This is a genomic window from bacterium (genome assembly GCA_040754625.1).
Taxonomy (GTDB): Bacteria; JACRDZ01; JAQUKH01; order JAQUKH01; family JAQUKH01; genus JAQUKH01.
The window spans coordinates 1-20,887 of record JBFMCF010000073.1; the positions used below are offsets into that span (position 1 = coordinate 1).

Sequence of the window (20,887 nt, forward strand, 5' to 3'; positions counted from 1 at the left end):
AAAATATTTTCCCAGTTTAACGAAACAAAAAATAAATTTTATATGGACGAATAGAGCGAAAATAAAGATTTTACATGGCTACCGATTAATTTTAAGTCGCGCTTAAAAAAACTCGCTTGTTTTAGGATTAGTGAGAGACAAACCTAAGGCATTGAGGTTTCAAGTAAAAAGTATGTATGATATTTTATGCTGTTAGAGAGTTTGGTGCGGGGTAAATTTGACAAAGATTTAAAAATAACTTATAATTATTTTCTTTATGAAGATTATTAAAAAAGTTTCTTTGATGCAGAAATATTCCTTAAAATGGAGGGATAAAAAAAAGATAGGTTTTGTCCCTACAATGGGGTATCTCCATGAAGGGCATCTCAGCCTTTTAAAAAGGGCCTGCGGGGAAAATGATATAGTTATTTTAAGCATTTTTGTCAATCCGATACAATTTGGGCCAAAAGAAGATTATGGAAAATATCCGCGGGATTTTAAACGTGATGAAAAGATAGCTGAAAAAGCGGGGGTGGATGTAATATTTTATCCTTCGCGGCCGGACATGTATCCTGAAGGGTATAAATCTTATGTGGAAGTGAAGGATTTGCAGGATTATTTATGCGGGAAATCGAGGCCGGGACATTTTAGGGGTGTAGCCACGGTTGTTTTAAAGTTATTTAATATAATTCAGCCTTATAATGCTTATTTTGGACAAAAAGACGCACAGCAGGCTATAATCATAAAACAAATGGTGAAGGACCTTAATATCCCCTTGAACATAAAAATATTAAAAACATTCAGGGAGAAGGACGGCCTTGCCATGAGCTCCCGGAATAGTTATCTTTCGGAAAAAGAACGCAGGGCAGCATTAATTCTTTCAAAAACACTTTTGGAAATAAAAAAAGATATTTTATCAGGAGAACGCGATGCCGCTTTATTGTCCAGGAAGGCCGGCAGATTGATTAAAAAAGAACCTTTGTCAAAGCCTGATTATTTTTCTTTTGTAAACGAGAGGACTTTGGTCCCTGTTCAAAAACTTTCGGGAAATATTTTGGCCGCCGCTGCCCTATGGATCGGGAAGACGAGGCTGGTCGATAATTTTAGATTAAAGGTATAAAAATGTTTAAAAAATTTGAACTCCTGCCCGATCAAAAAAAAATAATTAAAGAGATAAAGAAATTAAAAAAAGACCGTGATGCGGTAATAATTGTGCACAATTATCAAAGGCCGGAAGTCCAGGAAATCGGCGATATTTTAGGAGACTCCCTTGCTTTGAGCAGGGCCGCGGCAAAAACAAAGGAAAAAGTAATTGTTTTTTGCGGCGTGCATTTTATGGCTGAGAGCGCGGCCATTCTTTGCCCCGGGAAAACAGTCTTGCTTCCTGAAACAGAAGCCGGATGTCCGATGGCGGAAATGGTTACAGCGAAGAAACTTCAGGAATTCAGGGAAAATTACCCGGGTGCGAAAGTAGTGTGTTATGTAAATTCTTCCGCGGAGGTGAAGGCGGCGAGCGATATTTGCTGCACATCGTCCAATGCGACAAAGGTGGTCCAGTCTATAAAGGACACTAATGAAATCATATTTATTCCTGATAAAAATTTAGCGCATTATACTTCGTCGTTTACAGAAAAAAAGATAATACCTTGGAATGGATTTTGCCCTACACACCACCGCTTGAAACCGGAGGATGTTTTGAAGGCAAAAGAAAATTATCCAAACGCCACAGTTATCGCCCACCCGGAATGCAAGCCCAGTGTTTTGGCACTGGTTGATTATGTGTTAAGTACGGAGGGGATGGTCCGTTATTCAAAAGAGACCAAGGCAAAAGAGATTATAGTTTGCACAGAGGTTGGAATGCTTTACCGTTTACAGAAAGAAAATCCCGGGAAAAAATTTTATTCCCCGCTTGAAGAAATGATTTGCCCGAACATGAAATTGAATACCCTGGAAAGTGTATTTAATTCCCTCGAAAAAATGGAACATGTTGTTACGGTCCCTGAAGAGATAAGATTAAAGGCGAAAATAGCGTTAGACAGGATGCTGGAGATTGTATAACAATGCCGTAAACCGTGAAGGATTGTGAAACGTAAGACGAAAATTCAAAGTATTTACTATTTACGGTTTACAATTCACGTTTTACGTTTTTAACAAAGGAGTGAAATGTCATTGGATAATATTAAAGTAGGAATAATCGGCTGCGGGACCATAGGTTCAAAACTTGCAAAAATCATTGAAAACGAAATTGCCGGTATGGAGGTTTATGCCCTGTGTGATATTCAGCAGGAAAAAGCCATTGGGCTCGCGAAAGAATTTTCAAGGGAAATTAATATAATGCCTTTTAAGGAATTGATTGATATGTCCGACCTCGTGGTAGAAACAGCTTCAAGCAAGGTATCCGCTGAAATAGTTAAACTAAGTTTGGAAAAATCCAAAATAGTCCTTTCCCTGAGTGTCGGCGGGTTAATAAAAAATATTGATGAATACAGGGATATTGCCGTGTCAAAGGGCGGCACGCTGTATGTTCCATCCGGCGCGATAGCGGGTGTTGACGGATTAAAAGCGATTGCAAAAAGCAAGGTTGAATATGTGACATTAACCACGAAAAAACCCATAAAAGGGATAAAAGACGCGCCTTTCATTAAAAGAAATAATATTGATTTAACAAACATCAAAGCGGATACATTGATTTTTTCGGGAAAGGTTGAAGAGGCGGTGGAAGAGTTTCCTCAAAACATAAATGTCGCGGCGAGCCTTGTTTTAAGCGGAATAGATTCTTCACTGATTACCGTCCGAATTGTTACAAGCCCCCATTTTACCTGCAATACGCACGAAATCAAGGTAAAGGGCGGGTTTGGACAGATTACATGTATATGTGAAAATTTACCCGACCCGGATAATCCGAAAACAAGCCATCTTGCAATACTGTCCGCGAGTGCCGCTTTAAGGCAAATTGTTGATCCCATAAAGGTTGGGACATAAAATACAAAATGGAATGGAAGTAATAACTACCCATGATAATGTTGATTTTGACGGTTTTGCGAGTATAATAGCGGCGTCTAAACTTTTCCCCAAAGCCAGGCTGGCATTTCCTAACAGCCAGGAAAAAAGTGTCCGGCGTTATATTGAATTATTTGGAAATATATGGCCCCTGGAAAAGGTTAAAAATATTAATATCCCTGATATTACAAAATTAATATTGGTTGATACACGCCTGCCAAACCGGATAGGAAAGTTGAAAGATATTTTGAACAAAAAAAATCTTAAAATAATTATTTACGACCATCATCCGGAATTCCCGTATGATATTAAAAGTTTTCACGATTTTTCCAAAAATTACGGGGCTGCGGTGACTGTTCTTTTGGAAAAAATTAAATCCAAAAAGATAATTATCAGCCATCAGGAGGCAACTTTATTTTGCATGGGTTTGTATGAAGATACGGGTTCCCTGAGTTATCTGTCTACAACCGCTTTTGATATAAAAATGGCCGCGTGGCTCCTGGAAAAGGGTGCGGACCTCGGTGTAGTGTCTGATTTTATAAAATATGAACTGTCGGCGGAACAAAAATCGATACTGGACAAATTAAATTCTAATTTAAAAGAATTTAATATTAACGGGATTAATATTGTGGTTTCTTATGCCAAACTGAAAGATTATCTGGGAGATTTAGCTGTAATAACCCACCGTTTCAGGGATGTTAATAATTTAAATGTTGTTTTTAATCTTTTTGAGACAGAGGACAGGATTAACCTCCTGGCGCGCAGCCGGACTGAAATGGTGGACGTTAATAAGATTCTTTCAGTTTTTGGCGGCGCGGGCCATTCCCTGGCCGCGTTTGCCGCTGTCCGGAATCTTTCATTGAAAGAGGTCATCGATAAACTTATTTCTGAACTTGAAAAAAACATTAAACCTCTTTATTACGCGGGCGATATTATGAGTTCTCCCGTAATCAGCGTGTCGCCGGATATAAGTGTTTACGAATTAAAAAAAATGATGCTCAGGTTCAATCATACCGGTTTTCCTGTCGAAGAGGATGGAAAACTCGCGGGAATGATCATAAGGCAGGATATTGAAAAACTTATAAGCCATAAAATGGAAGACGAAAAAATAAGAAATTATATGTCTACAAATGTTGTTACTATTTCCAGAGATACCCCGATAGCTGAGATCAACAGGCTCCTGGTGGAAAGCAATATCGGCCGCCTCCCTGTAATTGAGAATGGAAAACTTGCGGGAATTGTCACAAGGACGGATTTAATTAAGATATTTCATTCGAGGCCCTTGCAAACGGACAAGGCTTATCACATGGATATAACCGCGGAAAAATCTTTGTTTGAAAAGCCGCTGAAGGTCTCTGAGGTAAGGTCACTGCTCCCCACGATTAATAATAAGCTCCCGGTGTGGATGAAAGAGCTTTTGAAAGACATAGGAAAACAAGGGCAGAGGTTTGGTTTTCCTGTATACGCGGTGGGGGGCTTTGTAAGAGATATTATACTTGGCCGGAAAAATTATGACCTTGATATCGTAGTGGAAGGGAACGGGATAGAATTTGCCCGCCGCCTGGCAAAGGAATTGAACGGGAAGGTAGTAGAACATAAAAAGTTCCAGACGGCAATTGTTACATTGCCGAATAAAATAAAAATTGATATTGCCACCGCCCGCACTGAATTTTATGAACACCCGGCCGCCCTGCCGAGCGTGGAAAAGAGTTTTATTAAATATGATTTATACAGGCGGGATTTCAGCCTTAATTCATTAGCTGTTAACCTTGTCCCTGAAAATTTCGGTAAGCTGCTGGATTATTTCGGCGGAAGAACGGATATCAAGAGGGGAATTATACGTGTCCTTTATAATTTAAGTTTTGTGGATGACCCAACCCGTATTTTGCGCGCGATAAGGTTTGAACAAAGGTATAATTTTGAAATTGATAAGCAGACGGAATACCTTTTGAAAAACGCTTTAAAACTCGGGATGCTTGATAAAACCGCGCCTGAGAGGCTGCGTGAAGAACTTATTTTAATATTGAGCGAGGATGACCCTCTTAAAGCGTTTATCCGGATGGAGTCCCTCGGGATTCTTTCCTGGATACATCATGATTTGAAGATTAACCGGCATGTAAAAAGAACTATGAAAGAAATCAGCGGAGTTTTGTCATGGTTCAGGTTGTCATTTTTAAAGGATTATGTTAATGTATGGATCATGTATCTTTTATCGCTTGTGGACCAGATGGACATTCCTGAAATGGAATCTCTGATAAAGAAATTTAAATTTTCAGCCGCGGAATCAAATATAATCCGGCAGGCGAAAATAAACCTGCCGGTTATTTATGATGAATTGAAACTAAAAAAGGACATGAAACCAAGCGCAATATATAAATCACTCTTTCCTTTGTCCCCGGAGGCGCTTTTGTATTTAATGGCCAATACCCAAAATGTTCTGGTTAAAAAAAGAGTGGCCCTTTTTTTAACAAATTACAGGCAGGAAAAAATACAGGTTAGCGGTAATGATTTGATAAAACTCGGCCTTGCTCCGTCGCCGGTATTTAAAGATATTCTTGACAAAATACTTGAAAAAAAACTGGATGGGGAAGTAAAATCGAAACGGGATGAGATGGAGCTTGCCAGGAAACTTGTAAAACGTGAAGGAACGTAAATCGTGAAGGATATAAAAATTTATGTAACAGATCACTGGTTCATTACGTTTCACGATTAACGATTTACGTTATTTAATATAGGAGAAACATGACACAGATCAGTGAACTGGCAATTTCATTGCCGGTACTTTTATTTGCGGTAATCGTGCATGAATGCGCTCATGGCTGGACCGCTGAAAAATTCGGGGACCCGACAGCAAGGATTATGGGAAGATTGACATTGAATCCCCTGCCCCATATAGACCCTATAGGCACGATTCTTTTACCCGTAATTTTGGCTATGGCTAATTTGCCTGTTATAGGCATGGCTAAACCGGTGCCTGTTAATTTTCAGAACCTGAGGAACCCAAAGAAAGATATTTTATGGGTCGGTATTTCAGGCCCGGTTGCTAATATCCTGATGGCTGTAATCTCGGGCCTGCTTTTAAAAATAAATTTTATCCTGGCAATTGCTCCGGTAAAATATATGCTGGCGCTCAGCGTCCAGCTAAATGTTATTCTCGCGGTCTTTAACATGACCCCGATTCCGCCTCTCGACGGGTCCCGTTTTGTATACAGCCTGCTCCCGGATAAACTGGCATATTATTACGGGAGCCTGGAACGATACGGAATTTTTATACTGCTGTTTTTAATGTATACCGGCATTTTAAATATTTTTATCGACCCGTTATTCCGGGCCGTCATGTTTATATTTCATTTTTTTGGTGTTTTATGACTAAAAATGAAGAGGTAATAAATGAAAAATAAAAGAATTTTGAGCGGAATGCGTCCAAGCGGTAAATTGCATTTAGGCCATCTCGCGGGAGCTTTGAAAAACTGGGTAAAATTTCAGGAAGAGGCTGAATGTTTTTACATGGTGGCTGACTGGCATGCGTTAACTACCGAATACCAGGACACAAAAGGGATTAAAGATAATATTAAATATATGGTGATTGACTGGCTGGCCGCAGGGATTGACCCTGGAAAGAGCGTTATTTTTGTCCAATCGCAAATAAGCGAGCACGCCGAGCTTCATTTGATTTTATCCATGTTTATAAGCGTTGCGCGGCTTGAGAGGGTACCTTCATACAAGGAGATCCAGCAGGAACTTTCAAATAAGGATCTTTCCACTTATGGTTTTCTCGGGTATCCTGTCTTGCAGGCGGGAGATATTCTTTTATATAAAACAAATTTTGTCCCGGTTGGCGAAGACCAATTGCCGCATATTGAATTAACGAGGGAGCTCGCGAAAAAAATTAACAGTTTATATAAAGATGTTTTTGTCCTGCCCAGGGGAATCCTGACGGAAACACCCCGCCTGCCCGGGCTTGACGGCCGCAAGATGAGCAAAAGCTATGACAATTCGATTTATTTGTCGGATAATGATGAAACAGTTTCAAAAAAGGTGATGTCGATGATAACGGACCCGCAGAGAATAAAAAGGCACGACCCTGGGCACCCGGATGTATGCATAGTCCACGCTTTCCATAAAATTTATAGTGTAAAGGAACTGGATAAAATAACCGAAAATTGTATTGGCGCGAAGATTGGATGTACTGATTGTAAAAGAGATCTTGCCCGGGAACTTATTGACTTACTTAAACCGATAAACGAGAAAAGGAAGGAACTTTTATCTCAAAAAGATCTGGTTGATATGATTCTGGAAGAAGGCAATGCAAAGGCAAGAAATATAGCGCAAAAAACATTGAAGGAAGTAAAGGAGGCAATAGGATTTTAATTATGAATTATCAAATAAAACTTGACAATTTTGAAGGCCCGATGGACCTGCTTTTGCATTTAATAAAAAGGGAGGAAATGGATATTTATGATATCCCTATTGCAAAAGTTACCAGGCAATACCTTGAATATATTGAACTTTTGGAAATTCTCGATTTATCATTGGCCTCTGATTTTATGTTGATGGCCGCTGTTTTGATACAGATTAAATCCAAAATGCTTCTGCCCATTGAAAATGTAAACCTGGAGGAAGAAATCGGGGATGACCCGAGAAAGGCCTTGGTCGCAAGTGTGATGGAATATAAAAAGTTCAAGGAGCTTGCAATGGAATTGGAAAAAAACAGGGCGCACCAGGAAGAAATTTTTACAAGATTGGTGCCTGAAATAAGCATAGAAGAAGAAAACGAATTCGTGGAAGCCACGCTTTTTGATCTTTTGTCCGCGTTTAAAGACGCAATAAAAAGTGTTGACGAAAAGGCTTTTCATGAGATAATAATTGAGGAATTTACCGTAGCTGATAAAATAAAAGAGATAAAAACCAGGCTTTACGCGGGTTCGGGTTTTTATTTCTCGGAAATTATGGAAGCTTGCAGGACAAAGCTTGAAGTTATTGTAACGTTTATCGCTATTCTTGAATTAATAAAACAGCAGGAAATCCAAATCAGGCAGCATGGGATTTTTGGCGAAATAAAGGTGTATCGGCTCGTGCCTCAGGATGAATTGAGTAGGGGCACGGCTTGCCGTGCCCTCGCATGAAAATATTTATTTATGGAAACGAAAGAGTTAAAAGCTATTATTGAATGCCTTCTTTTTGTGTCCCCCCAGCCTTTAGAATTAAAAAGACTTGAAGAGATTATTGGAGGAGTTGATACTCACACTATCAGGGTATTAATAAACCAGCTCCAGGATGAATATGGAAAGGAAGACAGGGGTATACAGATTGTGGAAATTGCCGGCGGTTACCGGATGAATACCCGGCGGGAATATGCTCCGTGGGTGAAAAGACTTTTTAACACAAAACTTCATTTCCGTTTGTCCCGTTCCGCGCTTGAAACATTATCCATAATCGCGTATAAACAGCCGATTATGCGGGTGGAGATTGAAGCGATTAGAGGTGTTAATGTGGAATGGGCTTTGCATACATTATTGGAAAAAAACCTGATTAAGATTACAGGCCGTTCAGACCAGCCGGGCCGCCCGCTTCAATACGGCACAACAGATGAATTTATGGTTTATTTCGGACTTAAAGATTTGTCGGAGCTTCCGCAGTTGAAAGAATTTAAAGATGTTATCCAGGCAGAAGAAGTTTTAACAAGGATAAGTGAACCCACGGGGGAAAAAATTAATGAATAAGAAAGATATATATAATTCTTGACAGTATATCGAAAAACGATATAATAAAAAGGTGCCTCAGGGTGAGGGGCCGAAATTCCCCGACCCCTCAAATAAATAAGGGGAAAATAAAAATGTCCGGGATAAAAGCTTTATTCTCAAAAAACATTTTATTTGTTTCCCTTTTTTTATTTATCTCCATCGATTCAAATTATACAGAGGCTGGTGAAAAGATAGAATATATGAATCCTCCTGCCGATTGCGGAGCAAATTGGACGGAGGATATTAACGAATGCAAGAGATGTCATAGTCAGGACATTAAGATGAGTGATGCCAATTCCCTGAGTTTTGACACGGCAACTGATGAATGCGGAGGTAATCCTCCTTATGAAGGCCCCATGCAGATGGAGACCACATCAGACGGGAAACTCGTAGTTACACATCCAGATACAACCGCAACAGTCGGGACTAATCAATGTTTTGGGAATACATTAAAAATAAACGGTTATGCGATTGCCTATTATTATTATGAAGACGGCGTTGTAAAATATGAAGACTGGTGGCCGGATGCCGATACCACTTATACCCGCAGGCATTTTTATCCGGCAGACGGGATACATAATTATAAAGTTCGTGTAATATACTGCAGCAGCGGAGCGCCGTCATGCGGGGTCGGCTGGATCAGGATTACTAAAGAGTGGGCGGTCAATATAGAAAAAAGAGAAGAGCCGGAACAGGTAAAGATCCCCCTTGGCAAAGAAATTACTGTTACAGATAATGATAAAATATATCGTATTTATATCCCCAGCAGTTCAGGCGGAATATTCACAATAGAAACCAATAATGAGACAATAGAACTTTATTATCCTGATATTTTCACAAAAATAGCAGGCCCTGATGTCAGTATTACATATTCTATTCCTTTTGAAGATGCTGACGGTAATCCCATTGATAAACATGGCTGGTATTATGTAAAGCACAATGATACAGGTACGGCAGTTGTTTCCGGTTTTGCTCTTTCCAATACAATTATCTCTAACACCTTTAAAGAAATTGGGGAAGCCAGTTACAGACCGTGGAATTTCTGGTATTATCCTTTGCAGAATCAATCTGATCCTGCAAGAAATCTTTATGGAGAGGGCGGGACTTTAACCAAATACGATGCCGCTTTTGCCGCAAAGGCAAGAGAATATGAACTGCTGAAAAATTCTAATGGCGGAGAATCTTGGGTAGGGCATTGCTGGGGAGCAACTATTTCTTCAATTCTTCTAAGTCAACCGCAGCCAATTTACTATAACGGGCAAAATTTTTCTCAAGATGAGATAGAAGGATTAGTAATGAAGTTGGGAGATACAAATGCAGATTTCCAGGTTCTAATAGACAATATTCCGGCAATTAAACCACAAGTCGGAAAAGATGATACAGATAAATTTGCCGATAAGTTTCATGCTGGGTTAGTAGAACATATTCGAAAAAAAAGAGAATCACTTCAAAGTAATCTTAGAGATCCTAAAGGTCTGGATAGTACACAGGTTTGGAATCATGCAATATACAAATATATCTCAGTAATGAAGGAAGCTGAAGAAGGCAAGGAAGACATTATAAAGATTACTACTACTATATATGCCAATGCCGATATTCCTCCCCCCAGTGATGATAATACCATATATAGAGAAGAAACTTTTGTTTATAAATTGAAATATAAATCCAAAGGAATATTAGAGGATAATTTTCCTGAACAGGATTGGATTATTGCTGCCGGATTTGCGCCCAAAAGCTTGCGTTTTATAAAAAGTAGTCCGTTTGATGGCCGGTGGGGGGTTGCTCCTAACCCTTATGTAAAGAAAGAAAATGTGGAAAAATTAGGAGTAGATTTTTCAAAATCCCCATAGTAAATTACAAGTGAGGCAAAAATGTTTAAAAGAATATTTCCCTTATATTATCTTTTGATTTTAATATTAATAATTTCTATTTTACCCGCATATAGTCAGGCCGCAATAAACCCGGATTTTACCCCTCAATGGCAAATAGGTGATTCCTGGGATATAGTAATGCGAGGAATTCAAACAGCTGAACTTGGCACTTTAAATGGTGATGTCGAAAGACCTGGTGATCCTTTTTCCATTCATTTTAGAGTTATTGATCTTAAAGAAGTAGAAGAAGATATGTGTTATGTTGTAGAAATGACTGAGGAAGGAATGGAAAATGAAGAGGCCTTGCAGCTATATGTTCGTAAAGATGATTTTACTTTGAAGAAGGTCAGAGAGATTACAAAAGATAGAATGGGTGAAATACATAAGACAGATAAATATAATGAAAGCGGACATGATTTTATAATGTTTACTATGTTTTCCATGCCTTTTTTTATAAACATCCCTTGTGATTTCCCTAATTTTCCTGCAACAAATGATAGTGAAAAACGCACTATTCAGTTGCCTGATTCTGCCCGGTTTATAACGCAAAAGGTAACTTTTGCCGATGCAAATACTGTGGAAATAGAATTATCAACCGAAAATAACGGCGGGCTTCTCAAAACCATTCAAATCTGGGAACGAGGTAAACCATGGTGGTCATCTATAAAAAGGACTTTTACCTATAAAGATACAACAAAGCCGGGGCAGCCGGAAGTGACAAAAATAGAAAACGATAATATATTGGCAGGAACCGATTTGATTCCTCCAGTATTAAATCTGACCGTTACTCCAACTGTTTTGTGGCCGCCGAACCACGAAATGGTGGAAATTACTCCTGAAATAACTGTTTCTGATAACTATGACCGTTTTCCTGAAATAAAAATTCTTTCTGTGGAAAGTAACGAGCCTGACGATGCCTTTGGTGAAGGAGACGGACATACTACACAGGATATACAAATTACTAAAGTATGGGACAATGTTAAACGTAAAGAAATTGAAAAAATATTTCTGCGTGCCGAAAGAGAAGGGAAAGGAAATGGCCGTATTTATACCATTACCTATGTTGCTACGGATTTTTCAGGCAATTCTTCAACTGTGAGTGTAAGAGTAACCGTGGCGCATGATATTGGGGAGGAAGACAGCAAGTAATTTATAATAGATAGGGTGTTTTATTGGGTTATGAGCAGAATAAAAAAATAAGAATTTTTAGTCAATATTGTGATAAAATATTGACATAGTCCTTAAAGGGAGGGGAATGATAATAAGCGCTTTAAATGGTAATCAAATATAATCTTTACCCCGTTAGAGAAAGCCACCGACTTTAGTCGGTGGTCTACCGATTTCCAAGCTGACGGTGGTTTTTCTCCTGAGGCGAATCCGCCTTTGGCGGAAATGCCACCGTCAGCGCAAACCGTTAGAGGACAAAGTTCTCTAATGGGGTTTACCATACAGAGTGTTTTTTTGTATATGCTAAATTACTAATTACACAAAATTTTAGTATTACAAAATTTTCAGGGGGAGGGTGGACGAATGCACAGGAGAGTAGTGATAACTGGAGTGGGTGTTATTTCTCCTTGCGGTACAGGCAAAAAAGATTTCTGGGCGAATGTAAAAGCGGGAAAGTCGGGGATAAATGAAATAACACGTTTTGACACGAGAGATTTCCCCACAAAAGTTGCGGGAGAAGTAAAAAATTTTGATTCCAAGTGGTATATGGAACCCAAAGCGGTATTAAGAACCGACCTTGCGACACAATTTGCGGTCAATGCGGCATGTATGGCCGCGGAAGATTCAGGAATTTATCATAACGGCCTGGATCCTGAACGGTTTGGCGTGTCCGTGGGAACGACATTGGGCGGTTTGATTTTTGCACTGGAACAACATGGTATTTTAATGGAAAAAGGCGCGTCAAGAATGAATCCTTTTACCGCATCAGCCGCATTCCCGAACGCGGCATCAAGCCAGATATCAATACATCTAAGGGCAAAAGGCCCGAGTTACACTATTTCAAACGCATGCACCTCTTCTTTCGACGCTATAGGTTTTGCTTATTACATGATCCGGAGCGGGATGATGGATGTCATGGTTTCAGGCGGAGCGGATGCGCCGCTCTATCCCACAATTTTCAGCGCGTTTTGCCTTTCGCGCATTATGTCGCAAAAGATGAATGGAACGCCCAAGCCTTTTGATATTAACAGGGACGGGATTATTTTAGGTGAAGGCTCCGGGATGTTGATTTTGGAAGATTTAGGGCATGCAATTCACCGTGACGCGAAGATTTACGCGGAAATACTCGGATATGCCTCAGCCTGTGACGCTTATCATATGACATCATATGAACCTACCGGAAACGGCGCGTTTCGCGCGGTAAAAGGGGTCCTCGAGGAATCGAGAATTTTGCCCGACGAGATAGAATTTATCCAGGCATACGCAAATGCGACATTGGTAAATGATATAGCTGAAACAATTATTATCAAAAAGACATTTAATGACTACGCGTATAAAATACCGATAACAAGCCTTAAATCGTTATTCGGACATGTCCAGAGCGCGTCAGGAGCGATAGAATTAATCGCGTCACTGGGCGCTATGGAAGACAGCGTTATTCCCCCGACAATTAATTATGAGACCCCTGATCCTGACTGTGATTTAAATTATGTTGTAAATACCTCAATAAAAAAATCATTCCGCCTTATGCTTGCGAATTGTTTCGGGTTCGGCGGCAAAAACTCCGCACTGGTTTTAAAAAAATTTGAAGAAAAATTTATCTGCGCTTTTATTCTGGAAATCCTGGAAATATTAAAAATGTTCGCCCCTGTGTTTCACAATGGTTAAAAAAATGTTTATTTTACCGATATATACAAAATAACATATTAATAGGAGGGGGTAGATGACAAGAAAAATATTTTTAGCAGTTTTGTTTTTCACCGCGGCAATTTCAAATTCCATTTTCGCGGGCGGGATTGAAGTCAGGGAAATCGGCGCGAAAGCCAATGCGATGGGAGGCGCGTTCCGCGCCCTGGCTGATGACGGGACTGCGGTTTTTTGGAACCCGGCTGGTTTGACGCAGATAAAGAACCAGAATTTTTCTTTTGACGCACCGGTTATCCAGACCAGGGCTAAGATCAGCCAGAATTTTTATGGGCCGGGCGTTATTGGCGGTTATGAGACCGGCGAGGTTAACCAGAAAAAGACATGGGCGCTCGTTCCCGTATTGGCCTATGCCTGTGATTTGCAGAAAGAAAAACTTAAGTTTGGACTGGCGGTATATACCCAGCATGGTTTAGGGATGGAATATGACTTTTTTTCAAGCCCCGATTACCCGGCTTATCCTGAAATCGATTGGAAAGGGAAGGCCGCTTTTACATCTGTTCATCCTGCGATAGCGGGGCAGGTTAATGACAGGGTAAGTATAGGAATTGGTGTTTTTGCCACAAGGGGAGATCTGGAAGAAAGAGGTGTTTTGGTTGCCCCGGGGGCAGCGGTTAACCCTGCCCTTGCAGGTTTGAATATTCCTATTGATAAGCATTTGAAAGGAGACGGCTGGGGATATGGCGGGAATGCCGGGGTTTTATGCAAAGTGAACAAAGAATTTAACTGCGGATTGACCTATCGTTCTTCCACAAGAGTCGAGGTCAGCGGCGATTCGGATGTCAGCGCTTACGGCCCCGCGAGTTTAGGTTTGGGGCTTCTCAAATCTGAAACAGCACCCTCATCTGTTGAAATAACTTTGCCGGCTAATGTAGGGTTTGGGTTGGTATATAAACCCCAGGAAAAACTTACACTTTCAACTGACATTGATTGGACCGAATGGTCCAGTTTTTCGAGTTTTGAAGTTACAAATACAGTAGATACAACCAACGCGTTAATAACTTCAAAAAGCAATTTGGTCTTTGAGTGGAAAAATATAGTCCGGTATAGTTTCGGCCTGAAATATAATTTGGAAAAAAACTGGAATATCTATGGAGGATATTACATCGATCCAAGTCCGATTCCTGATAGAACTTTAACACCCCTGATTCCAGACAGCGGGAATAAACAAAGTTTTAGAGCCGCTTTCGGGTATGAAAGTGAAAAATACGAACTTATTTTAGGATACGAATATTTGACCACTAAAAGCAGGACAGTCAATGGTTCTCCCGTAGATGCAGATGGAGATACTGTTCCTGATAATTTGCCGGGGAATTATACCTTAAAGGTAACCACAGTCAGGTTAGGCGGCAGTATTCTGTTTTAATTGATATAATTCATTTTGCGTGCCGGGAATAGGTTAGAGGGTAAAAGTGAAGGAGTATACAGCTTAGATGAAATTCGCGTTATTACAGCTTAATTTTATTGTGGGAGATATAGAAGGTAATGCCGGGAAAATAATTAATGCTGTCAGGCCATTAAAAAATGAAGACGTTGATCTGTGTGTAACTTCAGAATTGGCAATTTCAGGATACCCTCCAAGGGATTTACTGCTGAACCGGTTTTTTATTGAAAAGGCGTATCAAAAGCTTGAAGAAATTGCTAAAACTTTGACAGGCTGCCCGCCGCTTTTGATAGGTGTTGCGGAAAAAAATATATCAGGCAGGGGCAGGCCGCTTTATAATTCGGCGGTAATTTTGGGCCAGGGGAAAATAGCCGGCAGGTTTCATAAAGTGCTTTTGCCGACATACGATGTGTTTGATGAAGACAGGTATTTTGAACCGTCAACGCAGCCCCAGATTTTCAATATAAAAAACAACAAAGTCGGGATAACCATTTGTGAAGACATCTGGAATGATAAGGATTTTTGGAAGACACACAGGTACAGTTTTGATCCTATCCAGGATTTAGTTTCTAAAAATATAGATTGTGTGGTGAATTTATCAGCTTCGCCTTTTACAATCGGGAAACAAAAAATCCGCGAATCAATGCTTGCAAGCATTTCTAAAAAATATAAAATCCCATTTTTATACGTAAATCAAACAGGCGGCAATGATGATCTTATTTTTGACGGGAGAAGCTGTGCCTTCAATAGTGAAGGCAGGTTAATAGCCCGGGGTAAGGCGTTTTTGGAAGATATTGTGGTTGTGGATACAAAGACGGGTGAAGGATTTGTTAATAAAGACGATTTCACCGAGGAATCAGAATTGTGGAATGCGCTGGTCATGGGGACCCGCGATTATATCTTTAAATGCGGTTTTAAAAAAGCGATACTTGGACTGTCCGGCGGGATTGATTCAAGTGTAACGGCTTTAATTGCCGCGGAAGCAATCGGGAAAGAAAATGTAACCGGAATTCTCATGCCATCCCCCTATTCAAGCAGGGGGAGTATAGATGATTCATTGGAATTGGCCAAAAAAATTGGAATAAAAACATTAACAATACCAATAAACAATATCATGATTTCTTTTGAGAACAGTTTGGAAAAAGTGTTCCAGGGGTATCCGAAGGACATAACTGAGGAAAATATCCAGTCCCGGATCAGGGGGAATTTATTGATGGCTGTTTCCAATAAATACGGCGCAATGCTTTTAACGACGGGAAATAAGTCGGAACTCGCGGTCGGATATTGCACAATATACGGTGATATGTCGGGAGGACTTGCGGTAATCGCGGACGTGCCAAAGACTATGATATACCGGTTGACCGACTGGCTGAACAAGACAAGAGGGGATTTAATACCAAAACAAATTATATATAAGGCCCCGTCAGCGGAATTAAGGCCGGACCAGACCGACCAGGATAGTTTGCCGCCGTATAATGTGCTCGATGCGATTTTATACAGGCATATTGAGCTTTATAAATCGGAAGAAGAAATTGTTTCGGACGGGTTTGACAGGGAAATCGTGAAAAAAGTTTTAGACCTGGCCGGGAAGGCTGAGTTTAAAAGAAAACAGGCGCCTCCAGGCCTAAAAGTGACGGACCGGGCGTTTGGAACGGGCTGGAGAATGCCGATAGCGGCAAAAATAAATTTTTAAAAACAGGGTATAATAAACTCCTCCCAACCTCCTCTTTTCACGAAGTGATCACTCTGTGAAAAGAGGAGGAGTAAGAGAAGAAGGGTGTCCACTAGTTTTCCCTCTTTTTTCTCGCGAAGCGATCACTTCGTGAAAAGAGGGGTAAGGGGAGTTCGGATTTATTATTTTAAAATGAGGGATAATAAATTATGAAAACCCGAATGGGGAGAGAGTTTTGTGGATAAAATGGAAATTGGCAAAAATAATTATGCTTTTATCGATAGTCAGAATTTGAATTTAGCTGTTCGTTCGCAAGGATGGACACTTGATTTTAAACGATTTAGGCAATATTTAAAGGATAAATACAATGTAACCAAAGCATTTCTTTTTATTGGGTATGTTAACACAAATCAGGAGTTTGTATATTTCATTACAAGAGGATGGTTATATTCTGGTTTTTAAACCTACTTTTATATTTACCGAATAAAAAAGTTAAAGGCAACGTTGATGCCGAATTAGTGCTGCACACAATGGTTGAATATCCAAATTACGATAAAGCGGTTATTGTTTCAGGGGATGGCGATTTTTATTGTTTGACAGAATATCTTATTAAGCAAGATAAGCTTTTAAAGTTAATAGTTCCTAATAAAGGTCAGTTTTCGTCTTTATTAAGGAAGTTTATGCATAAAATTGATTTTATGAATAATTTGAAGGAAAAATTAGAGCATAAAAAAAGAGGCATTGACCTTCGGACGAAACCTTAGGTGTAACCTCTCATCGTGATTATGGTTAAATTATATATAATGTTTTATTATTTGTCAATAGAAAAATAAGATTAAATTTATGAAAATAAAATATCTGATTATAAGTTACTTTGGGAAACAAGATCGCACAAAGTGATCGCTTCGCGAAAAAAAGAGGAGGGGTAAGAAAAGAGAACTCTATTCGGCTTTTTGTCTTTATCTCCCCTCTTTTTTTAAAGAGGGGATTAAGGGGAGTTCGGATTTATTGTTTTAAAATGAGGGATTATAAATTATGAAAACCCGAATGGATGGGAGAGTTTTTTGGGATTTGAAGGTTTTAATAGAAAGTAATTAAGCTAAAAAATAAGGAGGATGACAATGGGAAAAACAGCAGTTAATATAGATTTGCTTATTTTAAAAGAGGAAGCCAGGAAAGAACTTTTTGATTTTTATGAGTTTTTGATTAAAAAATATGGAGTAAAAAAAGTTGCTGAGGGAGATAAATTTGAAAAAATAATTTCGAATCCTCTAAAAGTTGATAAAATAATTATTCCTGCGAGAGAGGAGCTTTATGAAAGATAGAGTTTTTATAGATACTAATATATATGTTTATAGTTCATTAGAAGATAATTTACATATTGAAAAAAGGAATAAAGCCGTTAATTTTATTAAAACCATAGATAAAACAATAATTAGCAATACACAAGTAATAAATGAATTTTATGTTATATTGGTCCGAAATAAAATTTCTGATTCAATGATACAAGAAAGAGTGGAAGAAATAATCAAAAACACCGAGTTAATTCTTATAACAGTAGAAAGTATCAGATTGTCTTGGAAAATAAAAGAAAAATATAAATATTCTTATTGGGATAGCCTTATTCTTGCATCAGCATTAGAAAATGGTTGTTCGTGTGTTTATACCGAAGATATGCAGAATGGGCAGTTAATTGAAGAAAAACTTAACATAATAAATCCATTTTTGGGATAAGGATAAATTAAGATTCAGTAACACTGATATTTTGAATAATATTGAAGGTGTGCTTTCAAGAATTGAAGAACTCCTCCCCGCCTCCTCTTTGAAAAAAGAGGAGGGGAAAGAGAAGAGATGAGGGATTATAATTTATGAAAATAAAATTGATAGCGCCGGCACGAAAACCCGAATGAGGGGAGAGTTTTTGGATCTGAAAAAGGAGGAAAATAACAATGTCTATAATTAAAAAATATTTTATACTTCTTTTGTTTATTTTTTTGATTGGTAATGCAGGTTATACAGAAATTGGCGAAAAGATAGAAAAAATAGACCCTCCCGCCAATTGCGGGGCAAATTGGACAGAAGATATCGACGTATGCCGCAGGTGCCATAAACAAAGTTCCGGCAGGGACAGCTTTGGTATTCAAAGTTTTGGATTAAGTTCTGACGAATGCGGGGGGAATTCCACTTATGTCGGCCCCATGCAAACGGAAACTACATCAGACGGGAAACTTATACTTACGCATCCCTATACGACAGCAACAGTTGGAACAAATTTATGTTTTGGGAATTCATTAAAAATAAACGGTTATGCGATTGCCTATTATTACTATGAAGACGATGTTGTAAAACATGAAGACTGGTGGCCGGATGCTGATACTACTTATACCCGCAGGCATTTTTATGCGGCAAGCGGCATTCATAATTATAAAGTTAAAGTAATTTATTGCAGCAGCGGAGCACCGTCATGCGGGACCGGCTGGATCAGGCTTACCAAAGAATGGATGACAACTATTGGGGAAGGAGAGATAAACCTGGCTGTTCCTTATTATAGTCAGAGAGATACTACAAGCTGGAATGGTTACAATTCCACAGGGTGGGCTAATGAAATTTATGACAGTGTCAGCCCGCCAAATAATAAAATAAAAAATTTAGGTTGTGTACTGACGGATTTAGTGATGGTGTTGAGATTTTATGGAGTAGCTTATGGAGCAGATAGCGCAGATGTGAATCCTAAAAATCTTAATATATGGCTAAATAGAAATAAGGGATATGATCCAGGAGGGTTGATAAGATGGTATAAAGTGGAACCATATTCGAGTGATCAAGTTGTCTTCAATAATTTTGCCAATAGTTTTGATACATTAGATAGTGATTTAAAAAACGGGAATCCGGTAATTTTAAAAGTGCCAAGAGAATATTCTAGTACACACTTTGTGGTGGTAAAAGGGAAAACAACTGGGACATATAAGATTAATGATCCCGCGTCGACAACAAAGGTTACTTTAGAATCATATGATAATCGATTTGATACTGGTGGACGAGGAGGGCTAAGACGATTTGCCCGTAAAACAGTTGAGAAAGGGAAGATGGAAATACATGCCAATTGTCCCGTGGAGCTTCTATTAATTGATTCTCAAGGCCGTAGACTTGGTTATGAACCAGTAACAAAGACCATTATTACAGAAATATCTGGTTCGTATATTGAGGAGGATGCTCCATATCCACTTTTAGAAGAAGGCGAAATACCACCCCCGCAAAAACCACCTGCAAAAATATTATTTGTAAATGAATTAGAAGAAGATAATTTTTCCTTACAGACTTATGGAACAGGAAATGGATATTATACATTAACTGTTGGGATAATTCTTCCTACTTTTTCTGGAGAAAGGTCTGAAGAAGTGGATGTTAGATTTGATGGTGTTACACGAGAAGGGCTTGTATCAGATTATCCTATTACGGTTACAACCTCCCGCGAGACATCTAAAATGGAACATATTATAACTTTAACTTCTATGAAAGAGGATATAGAAATTCTTTTTCAATTAGGTGATATAGATAATCAAGGAATAAAGAATAGTTTATTGAAAAAGTTAGAAGCTGCAGAAAAGGCGGAAGAAAGGAATGATAATAAGATAATTGAAAATATTTTAAATGCCTTTAAGAATGAAGTAGAGGCTCAAAAAGAAAAACATATTAGTGAAAAGGGAGCAAAGATTTTATTGGATGATGCGGATTATCTGTTAAATCATTTATAATTTGTGGAAATTGATATTCCCCCTCTTTTTTCTCGCGAAGCGATCACTTCGTGAAAAGAGGGCCTGCCTGCCGCAGGCAGGGATTAAGGGGAGTTCGGATTTATTATTTTAAAATGAGGGATTATAATTTATGAAAATAAAATTTACCCGATGAAATAATTTTAAATTTTATGTATTACATATTTTATCCCGCGTTCTTATGAAATTGGTGATGAGTTTTAAGAAATGGAATTATTTCAATTTATCATAAATAGAACGGCGATGTTCAACGCCATAAAGAGTTATTACATTATTAGGATGGTCAACCCAGAAAAGAATTCTATAATCACCAATTCTATATTTTTGTAATCCTTTAAGGTCGTTAGGGAGGTATTTAAGAGGAGTGTCGAGAATTTTAGGGTTTTGGGCGAGCCACTCTATTTTTTGAAAGATTCTTTTACTTATAGATTTATCGATTTTTTTAATATCAAACTCAGGAGTTGTATTTACAGAACTTTGACAGTTAAACCCTAAAAAATCGCAAAAGAAGCGAAAAGAACCGCATAGAAATAAGGGGCGGTTCTTTTTTTTGGCCAAAGTGTAGTGCCATGTTTGATTAAAAATAATTAAAA

General features: G+C 38.8%; 19 protein-coding genes. 18 read left to right on the forward strand and 1 reads right to left on the reverse strand.

From position 1 onward, the window contains the following. Window positions 1-256: 256 nt before the first annotated feature. From panC to AB1498_06755, 18 genes are all read left to right on the forward strand, one after another. On the forward strand, window positions 257-1,099 hold the full coding sequence (gene panC / locus AB1498_06670; protein MEW6087974.1) for a pantoate--beta-alanine ligase: 843 nt from the start codon (window positions 257-259) through the stop codon (window positions 1,097-1,099). Between the two features lie 2 nt (window positions 1,100-1,101). Next, window positions 1,102-2,037 carry a quinolinate synthase NadA gene (gene nadA / locus AB1498_06675; protein MEW6087975.1) on the forward strand — a complete coding sequence of 312 codons (936 nt, stop codon included), beginning with the start codon at window positions 1,102-1,104 and terminating at the stop codon, window positions 2,035-2,037. Between the two features lie 105 nt (window positions 2,038-2,142). Then, complete coding sequence (locus tag AB1498_06680) at window positions 2,143-2,961, forward strand: aspartate dehydrogenase domain-containing protein (GenBank protein MEW6087976.1); 819 nt, start codon at window positions 2,143-2,145, stop codon at window positions 2,959-2,961. 13 nt (window positions 2,962-2,974) lie between these two features. Then, window positions 2,975-5,632 (forward strand): CBS domain-containing protein, encoded by a 2,658-nt coding sequence (locus AB1498_06685; protein MEW6087977.1) that lies wholly within the window; start codon window positions 2,975-2,977, stop codon window positions 5,630-5,632. An 89-nt stretch (window positions 5,633-5,721) separates the two neighbouring features. Beyond that, window positions 5,722-6,348 (forward strand): site-2 protease family protein, encoded by a 627-nt coding sequence (locus AB1498_06690; GenBank protein MEW6087978.1) that lies wholly within the window; start codon window positions 5,722-5,724, stop codon window positions 6,346-6,348. A gap of 21 nt (window positions 6,349-6,369) precedes the next feature. Then, window positions 6,370-7,350, forward strand: coding sequence for a tryptophan--tRNA ligase (gene trpS / locus AB1498_06695; protein MEW6087979.1), 981 nt, complete (start codon window positions 6,370-6,372; stop codon window positions 7,348-7,350). 2 nt (window positions 7,351-7,352) lie between these two features. Further along, complete coding sequence (locus tag AB1498_06700) at window positions 7,353-8,105, forward strand: segregation/condensation protein A (GenBank protein ID MEW6087980.1); 753 nt, start codon at window positions 7,353-7,355, stop codon at window positions 8,103-8,105. A gap of 12 nt (window positions 8,106-8,117) precedes the next feature. Further along, complete coding sequence (gene scpB, locus AB1498_06705) at window positions 8,118-8,702, forward strand: SMC-Scp complex subunit ScpB (protein MEW6087981.1); 585 nt, start codon at window positions 8,118-8,120, stop codon at window positions 8,700-8,702. 113 nt (window positions 8,703-8,815) lie between these two features. Further along, window positions 8,816-10,573: a hypothetical protein gene (locus tag AB1498_06710; GenBank protein ID MEW6087982.1), complete on the forward strand. Its 1,758-nt coding sequence runs from the start codon at window positions 8,816-8,818 to the stop codon at window positions 10,571-10,573. A 159-nt stretch (window positions 10,574-10,732) separates the two neighbouring features. Further along, window positions 10,733-11,743, forward strand: coding sequence for a hypothetical protein (locus AB1498_06715; GenBank protein ID MEW6087983.1), 1,011 nt, complete (start codon window positions 10,733-10,735; stop codon window positions 11,741-11,743). 381 nt (window positions 11,744-12,124) lie between these two features. Beyond that, window positions 12,125-13,429: a beta-ketoacyl-ACP synthase II gene (locus AB1498_06720; GenBank protein ID MEW6087984.1), complete on the forward strand. Its 1,305-nt coding sequence runs from the start codon at window positions 12,125-12,127 to the stop codon at window positions 13,427-13,429. 55 nt (window positions 13,430-13,484) lie between these two features. Then, window positions 13,485-14,831: an outer membrane protein transport protein gene (locus AB1498_06725; protein MEW6087985.1), complete on the forward strand. Its 1,347-nt coding sequence runs from the start codon at window positions 13,485-13,487 to the stop codon at window positions 14,829-14,831. Window positions 14,832-14,898: 67 nt separating this feature from the next. Beyond that, window positions 14,899-16,542, forward strand: coding sequence for an NAD+ synthase (locus AB1498_06730; protein ID MEW6087986.1), 1,644 nt, complete (start codon window positions 14,899-14,901; stop codon window positions 16,540-16,542). 216 nt (window positions 16,543-16,758) lie between these two features. Beyond that, window positions 16,759-16,983: a hypothetical protein gene (locus tag AB1498_06735; protein ID MEW6087987.1), complete on the forward strand. Its 225-nt coding sequence runs from the start codon at window positions 16,759-16,761 to the stop codon at window positions 16,981-16,983. After that, window positions 16,962-17,285 (forward strand): NYN domain-containing protein, encoded by a 324-nt coding sequence (locus tag AB1498_06740; GenBank protein MEW6087988.1) that lies wholly within the window; start codon window positions 16,962-16,964, stop codon window positions 17,283-17,285. Before AB1498_06735 ends, AB1498_06740 begins: the two co-directional genes overlap by 22 nt. A 357-nt stretch (window positions 17,286-17,642) precedes the next feature. After that, window positions 17,643-17,846: a hypothetical protein gene (locus tag AB1498_06745; GenBank protein MEW6087989.1), complete on the forward strand. Its 204-nt coding sequence runs from the start codon at window positions 17,643-17,645 to the stop codon at window positions 17,844-17,846. Next, the gene (locus AB1498_06750; GenBank protein MEW6087990.1) at window positions 17,836-18,255 is read left to right on the forward strand and encodes a PIN domain-containing protein; all 420 of its coding nucleotides are present in this window, start codon (window positions 17,836-17,838) and stop codon (window positions 18,253-18,255) included. The genes AB1498_06745 and AB1498_06750 overlap by 11 nt, the downstream gene beginning before the upstream one ends. A 215-nt stretch (window positions 18,256-18,470) precedes the next feature. Beyond that, window positions 18,471-20,276: a C39 family peptidase gene (locus AB1498_06755; GenBank protein ID MEW6087991.1), complete on the forward strand. Its 1,806-nt coding sequence runs from the start codon at window positions 18,471-18,473 to the stop codon at window positions 20,274-20,276. A gap of 231 nt (window positions 20,277-20,507) precedes the next feature. On the opposite strand, the gene AB1498_06760 is transcribed toward AB1498_06755, so the two are convergent. Then, a partial coding sequence (locus AB1498_06760; protein MEW6087992.1) for a type II toxin-antitoxin system RelE/ParE family toxin occupies window positions 20,508-20,887 on the reverse strand: 380 nt, incomplete at its 5' end.

Excerpts from the sequence above, each read along its gene's own strand:
- AB1498_06745 (MEW6087989.1), top strand. The coding sequence starts at position 17,643 with ATGGGAAAAACAGCAGTTAATATAGATTTGCTTATTTTAAAAGAGGAA.
- AB1498_06690 (MEW6087978.1), top strand. The coding sequence starts at position 5,722 with ATGACACAGATCAGTGAACTGGCAATTTCATTGCCGGTACTTTTATTT.
- AB1498_06730 (MEW6087986.1), top strand. The coding sequence starts at position 14,899 with ATGAAATTCGCGTTATTACAGCTTAATTTTATTGTGGGAGATATAGAA.
- AB1498_06685 (MEW6087977.1), top strand. The coding sequence starts at position 2,975 with ATGGAAGTAATAACTACCCATGATAATGTTGATTTTGACGGTTTTGCG.
- AB1498_06715 (MEW6087983.1), top strand. The coding sequence starts at position 10,733 with ATGCGAGGAATTCAAACAGCTGAACTTGGCACTTTAAATGGTGATGTC.
- nadA (MEW6087975.1), top strand. The coding sequence starts at position 1,102 with ATGTTTAAAAAATTTGAACTCCTGCCCGATCAAAAAAAAATAATTAAA.
- AB1498_06750 (MEW6087990.1), top strand. The coding sequence starts at position 17,836 with ATGAAAGATAGAGTTTTTATAGATACTAATATATATGTTTATAGTTCA.
- AB1498_06680 (MEW6087976.1), top strand. The coding sequence starts at position 2,143 with ATGTCATTGGATAATATTAAAGTAGGAATAATCGGCTGCGGGACCATA.
- AB1498_06755 (MEW6087991.1), top strand. The coding sequence starts at position 18,471 with ATGTCTATAATTAAAAAATATTTTATACTTCTTTTGTTTATTTTTTTG.
- AB1498_06720 (MEW6087984.1), top strand. The coding sequence starts at position 12,125 with ATGCACAGGAGAGTAGTGATAACTGGAGTGGGTGTTATTTCTCCTTGC.
- AB1498_06725 (MEW6087985.1), top strand. The coding sequence starts at position 13,485 with ATGACAAGAAAAATATTTTTAGCAGTTTTGTTTTTCACCGCGGCAATT.
- AB1498_06740 (MEW6087988.1), top strand. The coding sequence starts at position 16,962 with ATGGTTATATTCTGGTTTTTAAACCTACTTTTATATTTACCGAATAAA.
- panC (MEW6087974.1), top strand. The coding sequence starts at position 257 with ATGAAGATTATTAAAAAAGTTTCTTTGATGCAGAAATATTCCTTAAAA.
- AB1498_06700 (MEW6087980.1), top strand. The coding sequence starts at position 7,353 with ATGAATTATCAAATAAAACTTGACAATTTTGAAGGCCCGATGGACCTG.
- AB1498_06710 (MEW6087982.1), top strand. The coding sequence starts at position 8,816 with ATGTCCGGGATAAAAGCTTTATTCTCAAAAAACATTTTATTTGTTTCC.
- scpB (MEW6087981.1), top strand. The coding sequence starts at position 8,118 with ATGGAAACGAAAGAGTTAAAAGCTATTATTGAATGCCTTCTTTTTGTG.
- trpS (MEW6087979.1), top strand. The coding sequence starts at position 6,370 with ATGAAAAATAAAAGAATTTTGAGCGGAATGCGTCCAAGCGGTAAATTG.